Origin of the sequence: Nostoc sp. CENA543 (genome assembly GCF_002896875.1) — a bacterium.
Lineage (GTDB): Bacteria > Cyanobacteriota > Cyanobacteriia > Cyanobacteriales > Nostocaceae > Trichormus.
Genome location: NZ_CP023278.1, coordinates 3,107,557 through 3,126,088, shown reverse-complemented (window position 1 = coordinate 3,126,088; position 18,532 = coordinate 3,107,557). Strand labels below are relative to the sequence as shown.

The following is an 18,532-nucleotide window of genomic DNA, read 5'->3' as shown; positions in this document are numbered from 1 at the left end:
ATTTTTGTTTGAAAATATACTTTTAGATAATTCTGCTAACTTGTCTTATTTACCCAACTTGAGTCAAACAAAACAAACAAACCTATTTATAGACGCTTCATTTCACGTCTGCATATCCATAGCAGCGATCTGATCGTGCCTTTATATTTTGTACTGATGACAGTTATGATGACTTCCGTGTTATCACTAACTTTATCTAAAACTATTAAGAAAATTTACGGTTTATAGCTGAAATCATTCCCTGATCAAAACTAGTACAACAAAGCAAAAGAAATCATCTTATTAATTGACACATGGTGATTAAAAATCAAGAGTTTAAACAAAGGGTGTAAGGGTGTAAGGGTGTAAGGGTGTAGGGCAAGACGGATTTTTTTTATTGCCATTTGCAACTACTTCCAACAGCACCGACTGGCAATTTCATTCAAAGGAGCTACTGAGATTCAATGCAGGGAAATTTACAAGAACTTGATATTCGCAGCATCCTGCAATTAATTGAACTAGGACAGCGAACTGGACAACTGTTCATAGAAAGCCACGACTCTTACCAATATGGTCAAGTATCTCCACCAAGTAACCCGAAAAATTGGTTGATATTTTTCCAGAATGGTCAAATTATTTATTCCCAAGCAGGGCATAATAATTTGTCACAAATTCATGATTACTTACGTCCGTATCGTGGGGAATTATCTGCTTATGAACACATAGACGATTTGAACATAGAAGATACTTCAGAATATGAATACGTTTGGATGCTTATAGAGAAAAATATCATCAATCCCCAACAAGCACAGGTCATTCTTTATCGGTTACTGTGTGAGAGCCTGTTTGATTTGTTGAGTTTATATCGGGGTAATTTTATTTTTCATACCGATACACCCCTAACTCCACAATTAACGAGTTGGGAAATTGCGCCCTTAATCGCCAAAACTATCCAACAATTACAAGAATGGAAACTATTGTATCCATACATTGAATCGCCAGAACAACTGCCAATACTAGCCGAAACTGTGCATCTCTATTCCTCATTACCCATCAACACAGTCAATAAACTCAAGCAATGGGCAGATGGTCAAACTTCCTTACGTCAACTAAGTCGATATCTTGATCGTGATATTTTGACAGTGGCCAAGACAATATATCCATACATCCAACAAGGCTGGCTCAAACTCACATACCCACAAACCACTGATTCCCAATTACCAGCCCAGGAGAGGGCAAAAATGAAAATATTATGTATTGATCAGAGCCAAACTAGTGGAGAGACGGTAGAGTCTATTTTGCCTCCACAAGATTACGAAGTTATCACCCTCACCCATCCCTCAGAAGCACTGAGTTTAACTTTTCAACTCCAGCCCCAAATGATTTTATGTGACACTACCATACCAGAACTAAGTATTTATGAGATGTGTGCCATGCTGCGACAATCTCAAGCATTTCGGTATATACCGATGATTATGCTCACTAGTAAAGATAAATTTATAGATCGAGTTAAGGCGAAGATGGCCGGTTTCACAGACCTATTAACAAAACCCTTTGAGAATAAGGAATTACTAATTTTGCTCAACAAATATCTCAATATTTGATCTGGTGTGACGAAATAAACTCAATACAACACTTGTTGATCCCATAAAAGATGGGGTAAAAAATGTTATCACAGAATCAACCAACTCTCGGAGTACAGTTATTATCCACTCAACTTAGTGAAATATTAGATTGAATTTATACAGTAACTATTTGCAGGGAGAGCAGGGAATGTTCCAAACAGGAACGTCTACACCAGGAGGTAGATAGCCATTTATGAGTACAGTTTTAATTGTGGAAGACAGTCTTGCCCAAAGGGAGATGATTACAGACCTCCTGAAAGCCAGTGGTTTAAAAGTCACCCATGCCACTGACGGACTAGAAGCATTGGAGTCAATTCAAACTGAACCTCCTGATCTGGTGGTTTTAGATATTGTCATGCCCCGCATGAATGGCTACGAAGTTTGTCGGCGATTAAAGTCAGACCCCAAAACTCAAAACGTTCCCGTCGTCATGTGTTCTTCTAAAGGAGAAGAATTTGACCGCTACTGGGGGATGAAACAAGGGGCGGATGCTTACATAGCTAAACCGTTTCAACCAACCGAGTTGGTGGGAACAGTCAAACAACTGCTGCGAGGGTAAGGACGAACACAATATGGTTAGCAAACCGGACTTTTTAAATGGCAGTGGTCAAGATCACTTTCGTCCTGAATTTCAAGTAGAAAGTCCTGAAGGTGAGTTACATTTGCGGTTTTACATTCCCTCGCATCAGGAGTTTGCACTACCCGCAACTGGTATCCGAGAAGTTATGGAATTAAGTCCTGATAGAATTACCCCGATTCCTAATGCTTCTCCTTTACTTTTGGGTACTCTAAATCTACGAGGTCGAGTAATTTGGGTAGCCGATTTGGGTCAATTTTTAGGGGAAGCAACTCCTTTAAACACAGACAAAGCAGAGATTTCGGTAATTGCTGTGCAAGAACAAGACACTATTGTCGGTTTAGCAGTGGATGCAATTGGTGGTATGGATTGGCTGGATGTTCAAAATCTGATGCCACCTACCAACATACCGGATACCATGACTCCCTTTTTGCGTGGAGAGTGGCTATTAGACCCGAAGAACAATCAGTGTCTAAGGCTACTAGATCCGATGGCAATTTTGCGGAGTGCGCGGTGGGCAGGATGATATTGGGAGGGAGGAAATGGCAGCGAGTATAGAAGATTACGTCGAAACATATCAACAGGCTTACACAGCCTACGCGGAACAAAACTATGAAGTTGCCGCTACTTTAATCGATCAGGTGGTGCAGAATGTCCCAGATGACCCGAACTCCCATTTATTGCGGGGTCACATCTACTATGTTTTGCAACAATACGATATAGCAGAAGTAGAATATCAAAAAGTTTTGGAATTAACTGATGATTTTGAATTGATTGGGGTAGCACAAAAGAGTTTAGAGAATATTAGCCAATATCAACAACTAATCGTAGAGCCACTTGATTCTCTAGAATCACTTGATTCTCCTGAATCAATTGATATCGCAAGTACATCTGATTCTCTAGAATTGGCATCATCAGAATTAGAAGATTTAGGAGCTATCGATAGTTTTGATCTCAGTGGCTTTGATTTAAATGGTTTGGAAACTAACCAAGCTGTCAATGCCGCAGAAATTGCCCTAGAAAACCCCTTTGAAATTCCTACAGATACCCTGGGATCACCATCAGTGCCAGTATCGACACTGCCGATGAATGATGATCCTTTTGCGGTAGATGAGTCAGCAGATGAGCAGAATTTAGATATCTCCGCCTCAGAAGGGTTAGGAGAATTAGAATTACCTGTTTTTTGGCAAGAAGAAGCATCAACAGATAGTTTTGAAGAGTTACAAACGGATGCTAATTTTTTAGATAGTAGCTTAGAGTCTACACCTGAAGACCACAATGTTATCGATTCACCCTTTGGAGAATTTGAGACATCCGCCAATCTCAATGGACAATACAAAGCGGCGGAATTCTTCAATTCCACAGAGGGAGAAATATCAACTGAGTCAGAGGAACAACTGAGAGAGAATTTGTCCTTAGAGCAGGAGGAAATTCCAGAAAGTCTGACATCAACAGAGGATAATGATATCTCGATTCCTGACTCTAGTGCAGCTTGGTTAGAAAAAATCGCTGATCAAGAAGAATCCTTCCAGGCTCCCTCACAGATGAATGGTAAGTTCTCTCCAGTGGAACAGTCATATTCAGAGGAAGTTAAGCCAGAAATGCAAACTTTCGATATTGATGAAAGTTTCGATTTTGAAGCCTTTGAGTCAGCTTTTGGTTCAGAAAGTATGGCAGAGGATGAAGATCCTAGCAGTATCCTCAATAAAGATAATGCCAAAAGTAATATCGAATTTTTAGACGACTTTGATGAATTTGATGATTTAGGTAGTATTCCAGGATTTGATCTGGCTGATGCCGATTCTAGCTTTAGTGATGTGATGCTTTCCAATTCTGCGGAACTTGGTAGTATTGCCCAGCCTAAAGTAGAACCTATCACGAATCCAGCGAGCGATCGCGATGAAGAACTCTTTAGCATCACTGGTTCGCAAGAATCAGTACCCGTATTTACCCAAGCGGATGTCGCCAAAGTCGAACCCCAAGTCAGCACTGAGCAAGGCTGGTTAGCTCCCTTAGAAAATGCTAGCCTCGATGCCAAACCTTGGTTAGTTGGGGGAGCGGTGGGCGTGTTCTCCGCTTTGGTAGTGGCAACAGTCAGCTTTGCATCCACAAGTTTTTCCCCTCCCCAACAACGGGAAACAGTACGCAATACTGGTTGGGCAATGTCCCTAGCCGCAGGGATCACAGGTTTTGCCACGGCTGCTTTTATGGGTAATCTCACCCTCAAGCAAATGCGCCGCACTACCAAGGATTTGCAAGCCCAATTTGATGCTGTGCGCCACGGTAATTTGAATGTGCAAGCCACGGTATATTCCGAAGATGAACTAGGACAATTAGCGGCTGGCTTTAATGAGATGGCGCGGGTAATTTTAACTACCACCTTTGAAGCGCAACGCAAAGCTGATGAACAAGAAGAAGCGAAAGAAAACCTACAACGCCAAGTAATTCGCCTCTTGGACGACGTAGAAGGCGCAGCTAGAGGGGATTTAACAGTCCAAGCAGAAGTAACAGCCGACGTATTGGGCGCGGTAGCCGATGCCTTTAACCTCACAATTCAAAACCTGCGGGATATTGTGCAGCAGGTAACAGTCGCCGCCAAGGAAGTAACCAAGGGTGCAACCAACTCGGAAACCTTTGCTACCGCCTTATCTAGTGATGCTTTAAGACAAGCTGAAGAATTAGCAGTCACTTTAAATTCTGTGCAGGTGATGACTGACTCAATTCAACGGGTGGCAGAAGCGGCACGAGAAGCCGAAGCTGTAGCCCGTGATGCCAGTACGATCGCGCTCAAAGGCGGTGAAGCTGTAGAAAACACCGTGGCGGGGATTTTGGAAATTCGGGAAACTGTAGCTGAAACTACCCGTAAGGTGAAACGATTAGCGGAATCCTCCCAAGAAATTTCCAAGATTGTGGCCTTAATCTCTCAAATTGCCTCCCGCACCAACTTACTGGCACTCAATGCCAGTATTGAGGCAGCGAGAGCCGGAGAAGCGGGACGGGGGTTTGCCATTGTGGCAGATGAAGTCCGTCAGTTAGCGGATAAATCAGCCAAATCCTTAAAAGAAATTGAGCAAATCGTGATGCAAATCCAAAGCGAAACAGGCTCAGTAATGACCGCAATGGAAGAAGGTACACAACAGGTAATTAAAGGCACAAAACTAGCTGAAGAAGCCAAGCGATCGCTCGAAAATATCATTCAAGTAGCAAATCGCATTGATGGCTTAGTGCGCTCAATTACCAGCGACACCGTAGAACAGACGGAAACCTCCCGTGCTGTTGCCCAGGTAATGCAATCAGTAGAACTCACAGCCCAAGAAACATCCCAAGAAGCACAACGAGTTTCCGGCGCACTACAAAACTTAGTGGGTGTATCCCGTGACTTGATTGCTTCTGTAGAACGTTTCCGGGTAGACACCATGCAAACAAAGTAATTAGTCAATAGTTCAAAGTCCAAAGTCAAAAGTTCAAAGTTTACATAATTGGCTATTGACTGATGACTAACAACTCCAATAAGCGGTGACTAACTACTAATGACTATTGACAGATGACTAACGACTATTGACTATTGACTAAAAAACTATGCTGCCTGAACAACAACAGCGAATTTTAGGCTACTTTATTGAAGAAGCCAGAGACCACCTCAACACCATTGAACAGGGGTTGCTCAATCTTCAAAGTACCTTAAATGACCCAGAACTGATTAACGAAGTTTTCCGCGCCGCACACTCTATTAAAGGTGGTGCAGCCATGCTGGGCTTAACTAGCATTCAGCATACCGCCCACCGTCTAGAAGATTGTTTTAAAGTTCTCAAGGAAAATCCGATTCAGGTTGATCAAAAACTAGAATCATTATTCCTTGGTGTATCTGACACTCTCAAAGCCCTACTCGAACAGTTAAGCGGCCCCTTCGGACTGTCGGAAGAAACGGCTAATACCTTGATGTCTGAGACAGAACCGGTATTCCAATGGCTGAATCAGCATCTAGAACTATTAGTGCAGCAAGCCGATGCTGGAGTAGACACATCAAATGTCAATCAACCAACTGCCGCAGATAGTGTCAGTACCCTCACAGCCATCATTTTCGGTCAAAATGTAGCGACTCCGACTCCCGCAGACAACACTCCTGCACACCAACCAGTGACAGCTACAGGGAATGATCGTTGGAGTGAATTTCAAGCCCAGGTTCTACAAACACTGCGGGAAATGTTGCAGTTGTTTAAACAAACAGCAACACCAGAATCTCGTCAAAATCTCCAGCAATGCTGTCAGCAGTTAGTTGTACTAGGTCAAACTTGGAATTTATCTAATTGGTGCAATTTATGTAAAGCCGCAACCACTGCTATTGGGAATACGGAAAATAGCTATATCACCTTAGCAAAGATTGTCATTACAGAGATTAAACAAGCACAAGAGTTAGTGCTGCAAGGTAGAGAAACTGATATTACTATTAGCCAACAACTAGAAGCACTTTGGGATTCTCCAGACACTGCTTTAATCGAAGTGGCTCAAAATCTGCTAGGTGATGTACCAGCCGCCGTCATACCATCACTAGCAACATCAACGAACAACGATTCTACATCTGTACCTCATGAAATCTCTTCAGACTCAACTGAGGATTTTGCTAGGGATCATACTATCGATATATCAGCAGATAGAGTCACTAGTTTAACTGAAGTCTCCGAACAGCTAAATTTTGCAGCAGAGGTACAAATCCCCACAGAACAACCTGTGCCTGAAAACGAGATTACTGGTAATCTGTTCTGGGAAAACGAAACTACACCATTTGCTCATAGTGCCACAATAGAGACGAATGGCCCAGAAGTGGGATTAGCTGAGTTAAATACCTTAGCTGATTTATTTGAAGGTGAAACACCAGAACTAGATGAAAGTTGGCAAACAGATGAGGTTGTAGAGATTGCAGAATCTAGTGAATTAGGGGCAGATATTAGTGAGACTATTATTCAAGAATTTGATAATGATATAGACGATTTTCTCTCATTAGAAGGAGATGATCAGGAGTCTGCAACTAGCACAACTAAAAATGAAGACTTCGGGTTATTCTTTGGAGAAGATCTATCAGAGCCAGAAAAATCGCCAACAGCAGCTACAAATGAGCAAATATTGCCAGAACTCACATCAGATGATGACATCGACGATTTTCTGGCAATTACAGCAGGCGATCGCGTTCTGCCCAGCGTAGCTGATCGCGCCTTAAATCATGATCATAACAACATTCCAGAACACGAAATCATTCCTGATTTACCGGAACTAAATAACCTATCAGATGATTTCGATAATTTATTTATAGAACCAGAAATAAATACTGGCACATTTGAGCAAGCTAATCTTATTCTTCCACAAGAAGAACAAGTAAAAACATCGTCAGAAAATCTAGAATTAGAAAATTTATTTGGAAATTTAGAACCTGATAATCAACTATCTGCCAATACATTAGAAACAGTTAACAATTTATTTGATGAACAGCCCATTACGGTATTAGAGTTTACTGCACCTAGTCACAATTTAGATGAAAATTTAGGAGAAACAGAACATTTATTATCATCTGTAGGTGAACATGAGATAGGAAAAGAGTTAGAAGAGAGTTTATTTGCTGCGGCTGGTGAAATTTTCCCTGGTGATGAAGATTCTAGAAATTCAGGTGTAGAAGATTTCGGATCAGTTGACTTAGATGCAACTTTCTTCCAGTCTCAAGAAGATATAGATATCATCTTAACAGCAGATTTAACAAACAGTGCCTCCCTTACAGAGACTCATGTTAATAGTGATAATTCTCAAATAGAAAAACCAGAATTATCTCAGTCCGCAGAAGTTTTACAGTTCATTTCTGATTTGAATAATCAGCTAGCAGAAACATCTGCAATAGAAAGTCCAATATCATTTGCTGACTTAGATGTTGATGTATTTACAGGTAATGATGGTTCTGATGTTATTCTGGAAAATCTAGAGCCAGCAGATGATGGTTTATTCAGCTCAACGAATGATCTCAATTTCCAACAGGAGCAAGATGCACAACTTGTAACGAATATAGCTATTGATCTAGATACAAATATTGAATTTTCTGATACTGATGAGAGTGGAGCATCTGATTTAGCTGCGAATTTACTAGCTATACAAAATGAATTACCCACAACTAATCTAGAGGAATGGGCTATTCCGATTAGTGAATTAACAGATATTGTTATTGATGAAATTACTGATGATGTTAACCAGGGAACTATTGATAACATTTTCGATACCCCATTTGCAGAAGCTCCTAACTTAGATTTTGGCGATTTATCTACTTCCAGCATTGAACTAACACAGACAACGATTCAAGACATACCAGAAAATCTCAATCTAGATATGGGTGAGGAATTATTAACCACCCTAGATGAGACAACATCTGATTTAGATTTTGGTGATTTCTCTACTCCTAGCATTGAACTAACACAGACAACGATTCAAGACATACCAGAAAATCTCAATCTAGATGACGAATTGTTAACCAACCTAGATGCAACAACATCTGATTTAGATTTCGGTGATTTATCTGTTCCCACTAGTGAACTAACACAGACAACGATTCAAGACACATCAGACAATCTCAATCTAGATGACGAATTATTAACCACCCTAGATGAGACAACATCTGATTTAGATTTTGGTGATTTATCTACTCCTAGTGAGCTAACACAGACAACGATTCAAGACACATCAGACAATCTCAATCTGGATGACGAATTGTTAACCACCTTAGATGAGACAACATCTGATTTAGATTTTGGTGATTTCTCTACTCCTAGCATTGAACTAACACAGACAACGATTCAAGACATACCAGAAAATCTCAATCTAGATGACGAATTGTTAACCACCTTAGAGGAGACAACATCTGATTTAGATTTTGGTGATTTATCTGTTCCCACTAGTGAACTAACACAGACAACGATTCAAGACACATCAGACAATCTCAATCTAGATGACGAATTATTAACCACCTTAGATGAGACAACATCGGATTTAGATTTTGGTGATTTATCTGTTCCCACTAGTGAACTAACACAGACAACGATTCAAGACACATCAGACAATCTCAATCTAGATGACGAATTATTAACCACCCTAGATGAGACAACATCTGATTTAGATTTTGGTGATTTATCTGTTCCCACTAGTGAACTAACACAGACAACGATTCAAGACACATCAGACAATCTCAATCTAGATGATGAATTATTAACCACCTTAGATGAGACAACATCTGATTTAGATTTTGGTGATTTCTCTACTCCTAGCATTGAACTAACACAGACAACGATTCAAGACACATCAGACAATCTCAATCTAGATGATGAATTATTAACCACCTTAGATGAGACAACATCGGATTTAGATTTTGGTGATTTATCTGTTCCCTCTAGTGAACTAACACAGACAACGATTCAAGACACATCAGACAATCTCAATCTAGATGATGAATTATTAACCACCTTAGATGAGACAACATCGGATTTAGATTTTGGTGATTTATCTACTACTAGTGAATCAACGCCTAGTAATGAATTAATTAATGAAAATCCAGATAATAACTCTGAAGAAGAACTAGGTCAATCAGGGTTGTTTGAGGATGAAATAGGGGTTATTAATTCGATAAATGGAATTGCTTCAGAAACACAAACAGACAGTAATAAGGAAGACGAATTCGCTGATTTAGAAGCATTATTAGAGATGGAATCATCTCCCAATAATGATATTAATGCTATTCAAGACGATGATTTTGCAGCATTAGAAGCATTGTTAGGGGAAGAAGATATTCCACCAAAAGAAAATGTAGTAAAACCAGAAGTAATTTCAACTGATGCACCAAAATTTACTCCAGCTACTCCTAGCAATCCAAGTGTATTGCCAGTAGTGCAAGATGAGTTTAGCGATTTGGAACAATTGCTGGCACAAGCAGATCAAACTATATCTCAGTCAACACCAGTAAAACAACCACCTGCCAAATTACAGCGTTCTTCTAATCGTCGCCAGGCGAAATTTGAAGAAACTATGAAAGTTCCAGTCAAGCAACTGGATGACATGAGTAACTTAGTGGGTGAATTGGTAGTTAATCGCAATACTTTAGAACAGGATCATGAAAGGTTGCGACAGTCTTTAGATAATTTGTTAGTGCAAGTGCAACAGCTCTCAGATGTGGGAGCAAGAATGCAAGAATTGTATGAGCGATCGCTTTTGGAATCATCTTTGTTACGTAGTCGTAAAGCCAGGGAAACGTCTTTCCACAGTGAAGACTCTGATTCCGATAGGGGTTTTAGTGAACTGGAAATGGATCGCTTTACTCCTTTCCACACACTGTCTCAGGAAATGATCGAGTTGATTGTGAGAGTCCGTGAGTCAGCTAGTGACATTGACTTCGTGACAGAAGAAACTGAGCGAGTGGCGCGACAGTTCCGTCAGGTAACAAGTCAACTGCAAGAAGGACTCACACGCGCGCGCATGGTTCCTTTTTCTCAGACAATTGATCGTTTGCGGCGTGGCGTGCGAGACAATGCCATCAAGTATGGTAAACAGGTGGAATTAATGATTGAAGGTGGCGACACCTTAATTGACAAGATGATTTTAGATCATCTCACCGACCCGTTGACCCATATGCTCAACAATGCGATCGCCCACGGAATTGAAACACCTGATATCAGACAAGCAGCTGGTAAAGTACCTGGAGGTATTATTACTATCCGTGCATTCCACCAAGGTAATCAAACAGTAATTTCTGTGGGTGATGATGGGGCAGGTATTGATACAGACAAGATTAAAACTCTAGCCTTGAAACGAGGCCTCATTACACAAGCCCAAGCAAAAGCAATGTCCCGTTTGGAAATCTATGATCTATTATTCCAAGCTGGATTTAGCACCAAAGACGAAGCCGATGAAATTTCTGGTCGTGGTGTCGGGATGGATGTGGTGCGTTCCGAAATTAGTGAAATTCGCGGCATAGTAAATACTGATTCTACTCTAGGTAAAGGAACAACCTTTACCATTCGTTTGCCACTCACCTTAAGTATTTGTAAAGCTTTATGTTGTGTTTCCGATAAAGCGAGGGTGGCTTTCCCGATGGATGGTGTGGAAGACACTCTTGATATCCCCATCAAAAATATCCAGAAAAACGCTGAGGGACAATCCTATATTTCCTGGCGCGATACTATCCTGCCATTCCGTCCTTTGAAAGAATTGTTGACCTTTAATCGCCAACTCAGTCGCGGTAATGTTTACGGCGGTAATCGAGATGATGATATGGTTTCTGTGGTGGTGGTGCGATCGGCAAATACTTTGTTGGCTCTTCAAATAGACCAAGTTTTAAGCGAACAGGAAATTGTAATCAAGCAATTTGAAGGCCCTGCACCCAAACCCATTGGGGTGGCGGGTGCGACGGTTTTGGGTGATGGTCGCATTATGCCGATTGCTGACGTACTGGAACTCATTGACATCTTCCAAGGACGGATGTCTAAACACAGTGGAGGCGCACCTTGGCAACAAGCATCTACTCCCATTGTGCCAGAGGTTCAGGCTGAGAAAATTGACCCCACTGTACTTATCGTTGATGACTCAATTACAGTCCGGGAATTGCTCTCACTCACCTTTAACAAAGCTGGGTATCGTGTGGAACAGGCGCGGGACGGTCAAGAGGCTTGGGATAAACTCCGGTCTGGGTTGCCTTGTGATATCGTCTTCTGTGATATTGAAATGCCCCGTTGCGACGGTCTGGAGTTGCTCTCACGCATTCAAAAAGACCCAAATCTCAACCACTTACCCATTGCTATGCTCACCTCACGGGGTGCGGATAAACACCGCCAGATGGCGATTCAGTTAGGTGCTAGTGGCTACTTTACAAAACCCTACCTAGAAGAAGCCTTACTAGAAGCTGCCGTGCGGATGTTGAAAGGTGAAAAATTAGTAAATAGTAGTGGTAGTTAATTTATCGCTATACTAGTGTGTCGGTAAAATTGGGATGAAATGGGGAAATTGCGATCGCTATTTCATCTCCATTAAGCTCATTACCGACACAGAATTATATGATCTACCCTGACACTCAAAAAATTGATCAGATTGATGATTATCACGGTACTTCAGTAGCAGATCCCTACCGTTGGTTAGAAGACCCAGATTCAGAAGCCACTAAGAGTTGGGTTGAGGCACAAAATCAAATTACTTTCGCTTATCTAGAAAAAATTACTGCCAGAGATCAAATTAAACAGCGTCTCACCAAACTTTGGGACTATGAAAAATATGGTATTCCTTTTAAAGAGGGAGAGAATTATTTCTATTTCAAAAATGATGGACTGCAAAATCAAAGTGTGCTTTATACTTTAAAGTCTCTCAATGGTGAACCCAAAGTTTTACTAGACCCCAATAAATTATCTCAAGATGGTACAGTAGCTCTTTCTGGTTGGGATATTAGTGATCATGGAAAATTATTGGCTTATGGGATATCTACCTCTGGTTCTGATTGGCAACAATGGCAAGTCAGAGATATAGAAACAGGTGAAGATTTACCAGACCAGATTAAGTGGATTAAATTTTCTGGTGTATCTTGGACAAAGGATCATCAGGGATTTTTTTATAGTCGTTATGATGAACCTCAAGAGCAAACTAAATTAGCTGATATTAACTATTTTCATAAGCTTTACTATCATCGCTTAGGAACACCACAATCAGAAGATATATTAATTTATCATCGTCCTGATCAAAAAGAGTGGGGATTTTATGGTGAAGTTACAGAAGATGGTAAGTATTTAATCATTTCTGTTTGGTTAGGAACAGATTCAAGAAATTTAGTTTTCTACAAGGATTTAAATGATAAGAATGGGGAGATAGTAGAGCTAATTCATCAGTTGGAAGCAAATTATAGTTTCATTAATAATGATGATAGCTTGTTCTATTTCCGCACAAATTTAGATGCGTCACGCTGTAGATTAATTGCCATTGATATTAATAAACCTACTCAGGAATTATGGCAAGAAATAATTCCGGAAGCAACAGCAACTTTAAAGCAAGTAAGGATGTTAAATAATCAGTTCGTAGCTGATTATTTAACAGATGCTCATTCGCAAATCAAAATATTTGCTACTAACGGCACATTGATCCAAGAGGTAGAATTACCAGGACTAGGTGCAGTGGGTGGATTTGGTGGTAAGCGGGATGCTACAGAAACTTTTTATAGTTTCACCAGTTTCACGACACCTGGAAATATTTATCACTACGATATGGTGACAGGAAAAAGTGAAATCTTTAAGCAACCAAGCGTAGATTTTCACCCTGAAGATTATGAAACTAAACAAGTTTTTTACGAGAGTAAAGACGGTACAAGCATACCGATGTTTATTACTCACAAAAAAGGTATTGCTTTAGATGGGAATAATCCTACATATCTCTACGCCTATGGTGGTTTTCGGATTTCACTGACTCCCAACTTTAACGTGAGTATGTTGGTGTGGATGGATATGGGGGGTGTTTATGCCATGCCAAATTTGCGTGGTGGCGGAGAGTATGGTGAGGAATGGCATCAAGCCGGGATGAAGGAGAAAAAGCAGAATGTTTTTGATGATTTTATCGCTGCGGCTGAGTGGCTGATTGATCATAACTATACAAAACCTGGGAAGTTAGCGATCGCAGGCGGTAGCAATGGTGGTTTACTTGTCGGTGCTTGCATGACTCAACGTCCAGATTTATTTGGTGCAGTTTTACCAGCCGTTGGGGTCATGGATATGTTGCGCTTTCACAAATTTACCATCGGCTGGGCTTGGACGAGTGAATATGGTTCCCCAGATAGTCCCGAAGACTTTCCCATACTTTATGCCTATTCACCTCTGCATAACCTCAAATCAGGTACAAGCTACCCAGCTACCTTAATTACCACAGCTGATCATGACGATCGCGTGGTTCCTGCTCATAGTTTCAAATTTGCCGCAGCTTTGCAAGCGGTTCAAGCTGGTGAAGCACCAACACTGATTAGAATTGAGACTAAAGCCGGACACGGTGCAGGTAAACCCACAACCAAAATCATTGAGGAAGCAGCAGATAAGTGGGCGTTTTTAGTTAAGGTTCTGGATATTAGTGTTTAGCTTGATACCATTCATCGCGCAAAATCGCAAACCACATCTCGTCTACCCAATTGTTTTTGAACCACAAACTCTTAATAAAGTGACCTTCGCACCGCATTCCCACTCGTTGTAGTAATTTAATAGATGCGATGTTCTCTGCGTCGCAATTAGCACGAACACGGTGCAGTTTGTAAGTGGTAAATAGATAGTTAAGCAGATAAGTTATCGCCTCTGTAGCATAGCCTTTACCTTGGTATTGCCGCGCCAAGGTAAATCCAATTTCTGCCTGTTGTTCATCATCAGCTAAGATACAAAAAGCACAGTCTCCAATCATCTCCCCTGTTGACTTGAGTTCAATAGCTAACTGATACCATTCACCCAAGACACCAGGAGTTACCTGTTGCAATGATTCTATAAATGCTGTTGCTTGTATTTCTGAGAAAGGTACATCCCAGCTTTGATACTTTGCGATTTCTGGATCAGACCGATAATTTGCAAATGCTATTGTGTCGCTGCATTGAAAGTTACGAAGAAGTAGACGGGGTGTTTGTTGTGGGATAGTCACTGGGAAAATAGATGCTTGTTCTCCCCTACTTTGATGTTGTTCACACACAATTAATGATTTCTATATCAAGAACTACAGGCACTTTCAGCTAAATATAAATAGTAGCCACAAAACTACATCATACCAGCTTGAAAAATTTGTTGGGCGGTGAGATTTAAGTCAGGAAACACTTGGGAAATAATCCGTTCCTCATCTCGAAACTTATTGATTTGATATTCTCCATCAAACAAGTTACACACAGAAATTGTAGGTTGTTTAGGATTACCAATAAAATTACGTCCATCTAATGCTGCATAGTCTACAATCCAATATTCGGAAATACCCATTTGCTCATAATCTGCATATTTGAGATGGTAATCATCACGCCAGTTAGTTGGGACAATTTCAATCACCAAAGGTATTGATACGCCTAAACTAAGAATGGATTCTTTTTTCCATAATTTTTCATTCACTAAATTTGCCCGATTGAGTACCAAAACATCTGGGAAATAACCAGAATCTTTACCATCAGGTCTAACTATGGCTTGGTTAGGAATTAAATAGGGAAAGTCTAAGCGGTCAATCGTCGCACTTAGCTTGATTGTCAAAAATCCTTTAATTTCTTCGTGTTCCCCCACTGGTTGTGCCATTTCAATAATATTGCCGTGATGTAGTTCGTAACGTCTGCCCGAATTTTCAGGTAGCCAATCAACAAATTCCTGGAAGGTGACGAGTTTGGGTACTGCTTGAGTCATGGCTTTTGGGAATTGCTAATGATAGCAATATTATCTCTAATTAGTCTGCAATATAAATCAGCAAACACAATCCAGGCGATCGCTCGTTACACTTGATCACTATCAACCCTCATTTTCCATTCCCGGTTTGATAACTTAAGAATTGTAAAACGCTTATGAAAAATCGCATATATATGATTTTAGGCTTTCTTCTCAGCCTACTTTTGAGTATTTTGCCTGTTGCGGACAATTTCACCATTGCTGCCACACCTACAACAGTTGTTTCACCCCAAGCTGCTGTATCCTTCATTCAAGGAGTGCAGAAAACAGTATTAAATAATGGTTTAACCGTCCTCACCAAAGAAGTGCATACTGCGCCAGTAGTAAGTGTGCAAGTGTGGTATAAAGTCGGCTCACGCAATGAAACCAAGGGAGAAAACGGTATTTCCCACCAGCTTGAGCATTTGATGTTTAAGGGAACTAAAGAACGTCCTGTGCAGTTTGGTCGATTGTTTAATGCTTTGGGTAGTCAATTCAATGCTTTCACCAGTTACGATGAAACGGCTTACTTCGGGACAGTGGAACGCAACAGACTAGATGCACTACTGACTCTAGAAGCAGACCGGATGAAAAATGCTTTGATTGATACAGAGCAATTAACTAGTGAAAAACGGGTAGTGATTTCTGAGTTACAGGGGTATGAAAACTCTCCTGAGTATCGTTTAAATCGGGCAGTGATGCGAGATGCTTTTCCCAATCGCGCCTATGGTTTACCTGTGGGTGGTACAAAAGCCGATGTTGAACAATTTACAGTCGAGCAAGTCAGAAATTACTATCAAAAATACTACAGTCCAGATAATGCGACTGTGGTGATTATCGGCGATTTTGTCACAGAAAATGCTCTGAATACGGTTAGAGACACCTTTGGCAAACTACCAAAGAGAGAACAAGAGCCTCAAGTCAGTTCCCCTAAACCTGTTTCTCCGTCCAACAAGCTCGTCAATACTGCTAGTAAATCACCAATAATTTTGCAAGAACCAGGAAGTGCAGCTTTATTACAAGCTGTATATCCCCTACCCGATGTTCAACATCCTGATGTTCCAGCAATTGATGTGATGGATGCAATTTTGACGGGGGGACGTAGTTCTCGACTCTATCAAGCTTTGGTGGAATCTGGTTTGGCTAGTTCTGTTGGTGCTAGTGCAGTAGAACTGATTGAACCAGGATGGTATGAAATTAGTGCGACAGCCGCACCAGGACAAAAGTTAACCAAAATTACAGAGGTATTGCAAACATCTTTAGCGCAACTGCAAAAGCAGCCGGTTTCCTTAACAGAATTGAATCGTGCTAAGACGCAACTACAAGCTTCCTTTGTGCTGGGTAATCAAGACATCACTAGCCAAGCTACTCAATTGGGCTATAGTCAAACGATCGCCGGAGATTATCACTATATCGAAAAGTATTTAGCGGCGATCGCCAATGTCACCCAGGCTGATGTTCAAAGAGTCGCCAAAACCTATCTCAGTCCCAACAAACAAACCATCGGTTATTTTGAACCAACTCAAATCGCGGATGAAGGCGGAACTCCCAATATTGGTTCTGGCCGCACCGCCGAGAACTTCAACCCTGGTAAACCAGTAGATCCGGCAGAATTGGCGAAATATTTGCCTCCCATCACTACATCTTCAGATATTAGTAAACAATCTCTACCACAGCAGTTTTCCCTCACCAATGGGTTGCGGGTGCTGTTATTACCTGACCACAACCTCCCCACAATTAATTTAAGTGGACAAATTGACGCAGGTAGTGAGTTTGATGGTAACTCCAAAGCCGGATTAGCCAGTATCACAGCTAGTAATTTAATGAATGGCACAAAGACTAGAGATGCTTTGACCTTGGCGCAAACTCTAGAAGATAGAGGTGCTGGTTTAACTTTTGGTGCGGCACGCGAAGGAGTTAGTATCAGTGGGGAAGGATTAGCAGCGAATTTGCCATTATTAATTCAAACTCTGGCTGATGTCCTGCAAAATGCCACATTTCCCAATGAACAGCTAGAACTCAGTCGTCAAAGAGCATTAACTAGCTTAAAAGTCCAATTAGATGATCCTAGCGGATTAGGTAGAAAAGTATTTCAGCAAGCAATTTACCCAGAAAATCACCCTTTTCACAGTTTCCCTACAGTGGAAAGTTTACAAAGTATCACTCGTGATGATGTCTTGCGTTTTTACCGCAACCATTACCGACCAGATACGACGACGCTGGCTTTAGTGGGTGATTTTGACCCGGCAGAGGTGAAAGATTTACTGAATCAATCTTTGGGTAAGTGGCAAGCCATTGGTCAACCGCCTGTCCTCAAATTACCAACGGTGTCATTACCACCAAATATCACCCGCATTAACAAGGTGATACCTGGGAAAGCTGAGGCTATCACCTATCTTGGCTATAATGCCATTTCTCGCAAAGACCCCCGTTACTACGCTGCGTTGGTGCTGAATCAGATTTTGGGTGGGGATACCTTATCTAGTCGCTTGGGTACAGAAGTCCGCGATCGCCTGGGTTTGACCTATGGTATTTATAGCGGCTTTGCTGCTGGTGTGAATCCTGGCCCCTTCTTAATTCAAATGCAGACTGCACCCCAAGATGTAGATCGAGCGATCGCTAGCACTTTAGGATTACTCAAACAGTTACGTGAACAGGGTATTACTGAAGCTGAATTAAACACGGCGAAACGTTCAATTACTAATAGTTATCCTGTGGATTTAGCTAATCCTAGTAATGTGTCTAGCATCATTTTAGATAATGCGATTTTGGGACTATCACCAGCAGAAATTCGCGAATTTCCCCAACGTATTCAATCTGTAACTATGGCTGATGTCCAAAAAGCCATTCAAGATTTGATTAATCCCAAAAATCTCATCATTGTGACCGCCGGAACAGTTAATACTGCATCCAAAGGTAACTAATTACTTTCTTTG

Annotated in this window: 9 protein-coding genes; 7 read left to right on the top strand and 2 right to left on the bottom strand. The window is 41.1% G+C overall.

Annotated elements, in window-relative coordinates:
* Window positions 1-443: 443 nt before the first annotated feature.
* From CLI64_RS12840 to CLI64_RS12815, 6 genes are all read left to right on the top strand, one after another.
* The gene (locus CLI64_RS12840; RefSeq protein ID WP_103137597.1) at window positions 444-1,583 is read left to right on the top strand and encodes a response regulator; all 1,140 of its coding nucleotides are present in this window, start codon (window positions 444-446) and stop codon (window positions 1,581-1,583) included.
* A gap of 214 nt (window positions 1,584-1,797) precedes the next feature.
* Window positions 1,798-2,163, top strand: a complete 366-nt coding sequence (locus CLI64_RS12835; protein WP_103137596.1) for a response regulator transcription factor — start codon at window positions 1,798-1,800, stop codon at window positions 2,161-2,163.
* 13 nt (window positions 2,164-2,176) lie between these two features.
* Entirely contained in the window at window positions 2,177-2,707 is a 531-nt protein-coding gene (locus CLI64_RS12830) for a chemotaxis protein CheW (protein WP_103137595.1), read from the top strand.
* 16 nt (window positions 2,708-2,723) lie between these two features.
* A complete protein-coding gene (locus tag CLI64_RS12825; RefSeq protein WP_103137594.1) occupies window positions 2,724-5,612 on the top strand; it encodes a methyl-accepting chemotaxis protein in 2,889 nt (962 codons plus the stop codon).
* Window positions 5,613-5,760: 148 nt separating this feature from the next.
* Window positions 5,761-12,153: a response regulator gene (locus tag CLI64_RS12820; RefSeq protein WP_103137593.1), complete on the top strand. Its 6,393-nt coding sequence runs from the start codon at window positions 5,761-5,763 to the stop codon at window positions 12,151-12,153.
* A 98-nt stretch (window positions 12,154-12,251) separates the two neighbouring features.
* Window positions 12,252-14,300: a prolyl oligopeptidase family protein gene (locus tag CLI64_RS12815; RefSeq protein WP_103137592.1), complete on the top strand. Its 2,049-nt coding sequence runs from the start codon at window positions 12,252-12,254 to the stop codon at window positions 14,298-14,300.
* Here the strand turns inward: CLI64_RS12815 and CLI64_RS12810 are convergent.
* Together CLI64_RS12810 and CLI64_RS12805 are read right to left on the bottom strand one after the other, a co-directional pair.
* Window positions 14,290-14,892 (bottom strand): GNAT family N-acetyltransferase, encoded by a 603-nt coding sequence (locus CLI64_RS12810; RefSeq protein ID WP_225977576.1) that lies wholly within the window; start codon window positions 14,890-14,892, stop codon window positions 14,290-14,292. The genes CLI64_RS12815 and CLI64_RS12810 overlap by 11 nt on opposite strands.
* Before the next feature lie 65 nt (window positions 14,893-14,957).
* The gene (locus tag CLI64_RS12805; RefSeq protein ID WP_103137591.1) at window positions 14,958-15,578 is read right to left on the bottom strand and encodes a Uma2 family endonuclease; all 621 of its coding nucleotides are present in this window, start codon (window positions 15,576-15,578) and stop codon (window positions 14,958-14,960) included.
* A gap of 155 nt (window positions 15,579-15,733) precedes the next feature.
* Here CLI64_RS12805 and CLI64_RS12800 point away from each other — a divergent pair, with 155 nt between their 5' ends.
* Window positions 15,734-18,520 carry a pitrilysin family protein gene (locus CLI64_RS12800; RefSeq protein WP_103137590.1) on the top strand — a complete coding sequence of 929 codons (2,787 nt, stop codon included), beginning with the start codon at window positions 15,734-15,736 and terminating at the stop codon, window positions 18,518-18,520.
* Window positions 18,521-18,532 lie beyond the last annotated feature (12 nt).

What these genes read in the sequence shown, in the direction of transcription:
- CLI64_RS12820 (WP_103137593.1), top strand. Translation starts at nt 5,761, where the DNA reads ATGCTGCCTGAACAACAACAGCGAATTTTAGGCTACTTTATTGAAGAA.
- CLI64_RS12805 (WP_103137591.1), bottom strand. Translation starts at nt 15,578, where the DNA reads ATGACTCAAGCAGTACCCAAACTCGTCACCTTCCAGGAATTTGTTGAT.
- CLI64_RS12835 (WP_103137596.1), top strand. Translation starts at nt 1,798, where the DNA reads ATGAGTACAGTTTTAATTGTGGAAGACAGTCTTGCCCAAAGGGAGATG.
- CLI64_RS12825 (WP_103137594.1), top strand. Translation starts at nt 2,724, where the DNA reads ATGGCAGCGAGTATAGAAGATTACGTCGAAACATATCAACAGGCTTAC.
- CLI64_RS12840 (WP_103137597.1), top strand. Translation starts at nt 444, where the DNA reads ATGCAGGGAAATTTACAAGAACTTGATATTCGCAGCATCCTGCAATTA.
- CLI64_RS12830 (WP_103137595.1), top strand. Translation starts at nt 2,177, where the DNA reads ATGGTTAGCAAACCGGACTTTTTAAATGGCAGTGGTCAAGATCACTTT.
- CLI64_RS12800 (WP_103137590.1), top strand. Translation starts at nt 15,734, where the DNA reads ATGAAAAATCGCATATATATGATTTTAGGCTTTCTTCTCAGCCTACTT.
- CLI64_RS12815 (WP_103137592.1), top strand. Translation starts at nt 12,252, where the DNA reads ATGATCTACCCTGACACTCAAAAAATTGATCAGATTGATGATTATCAC.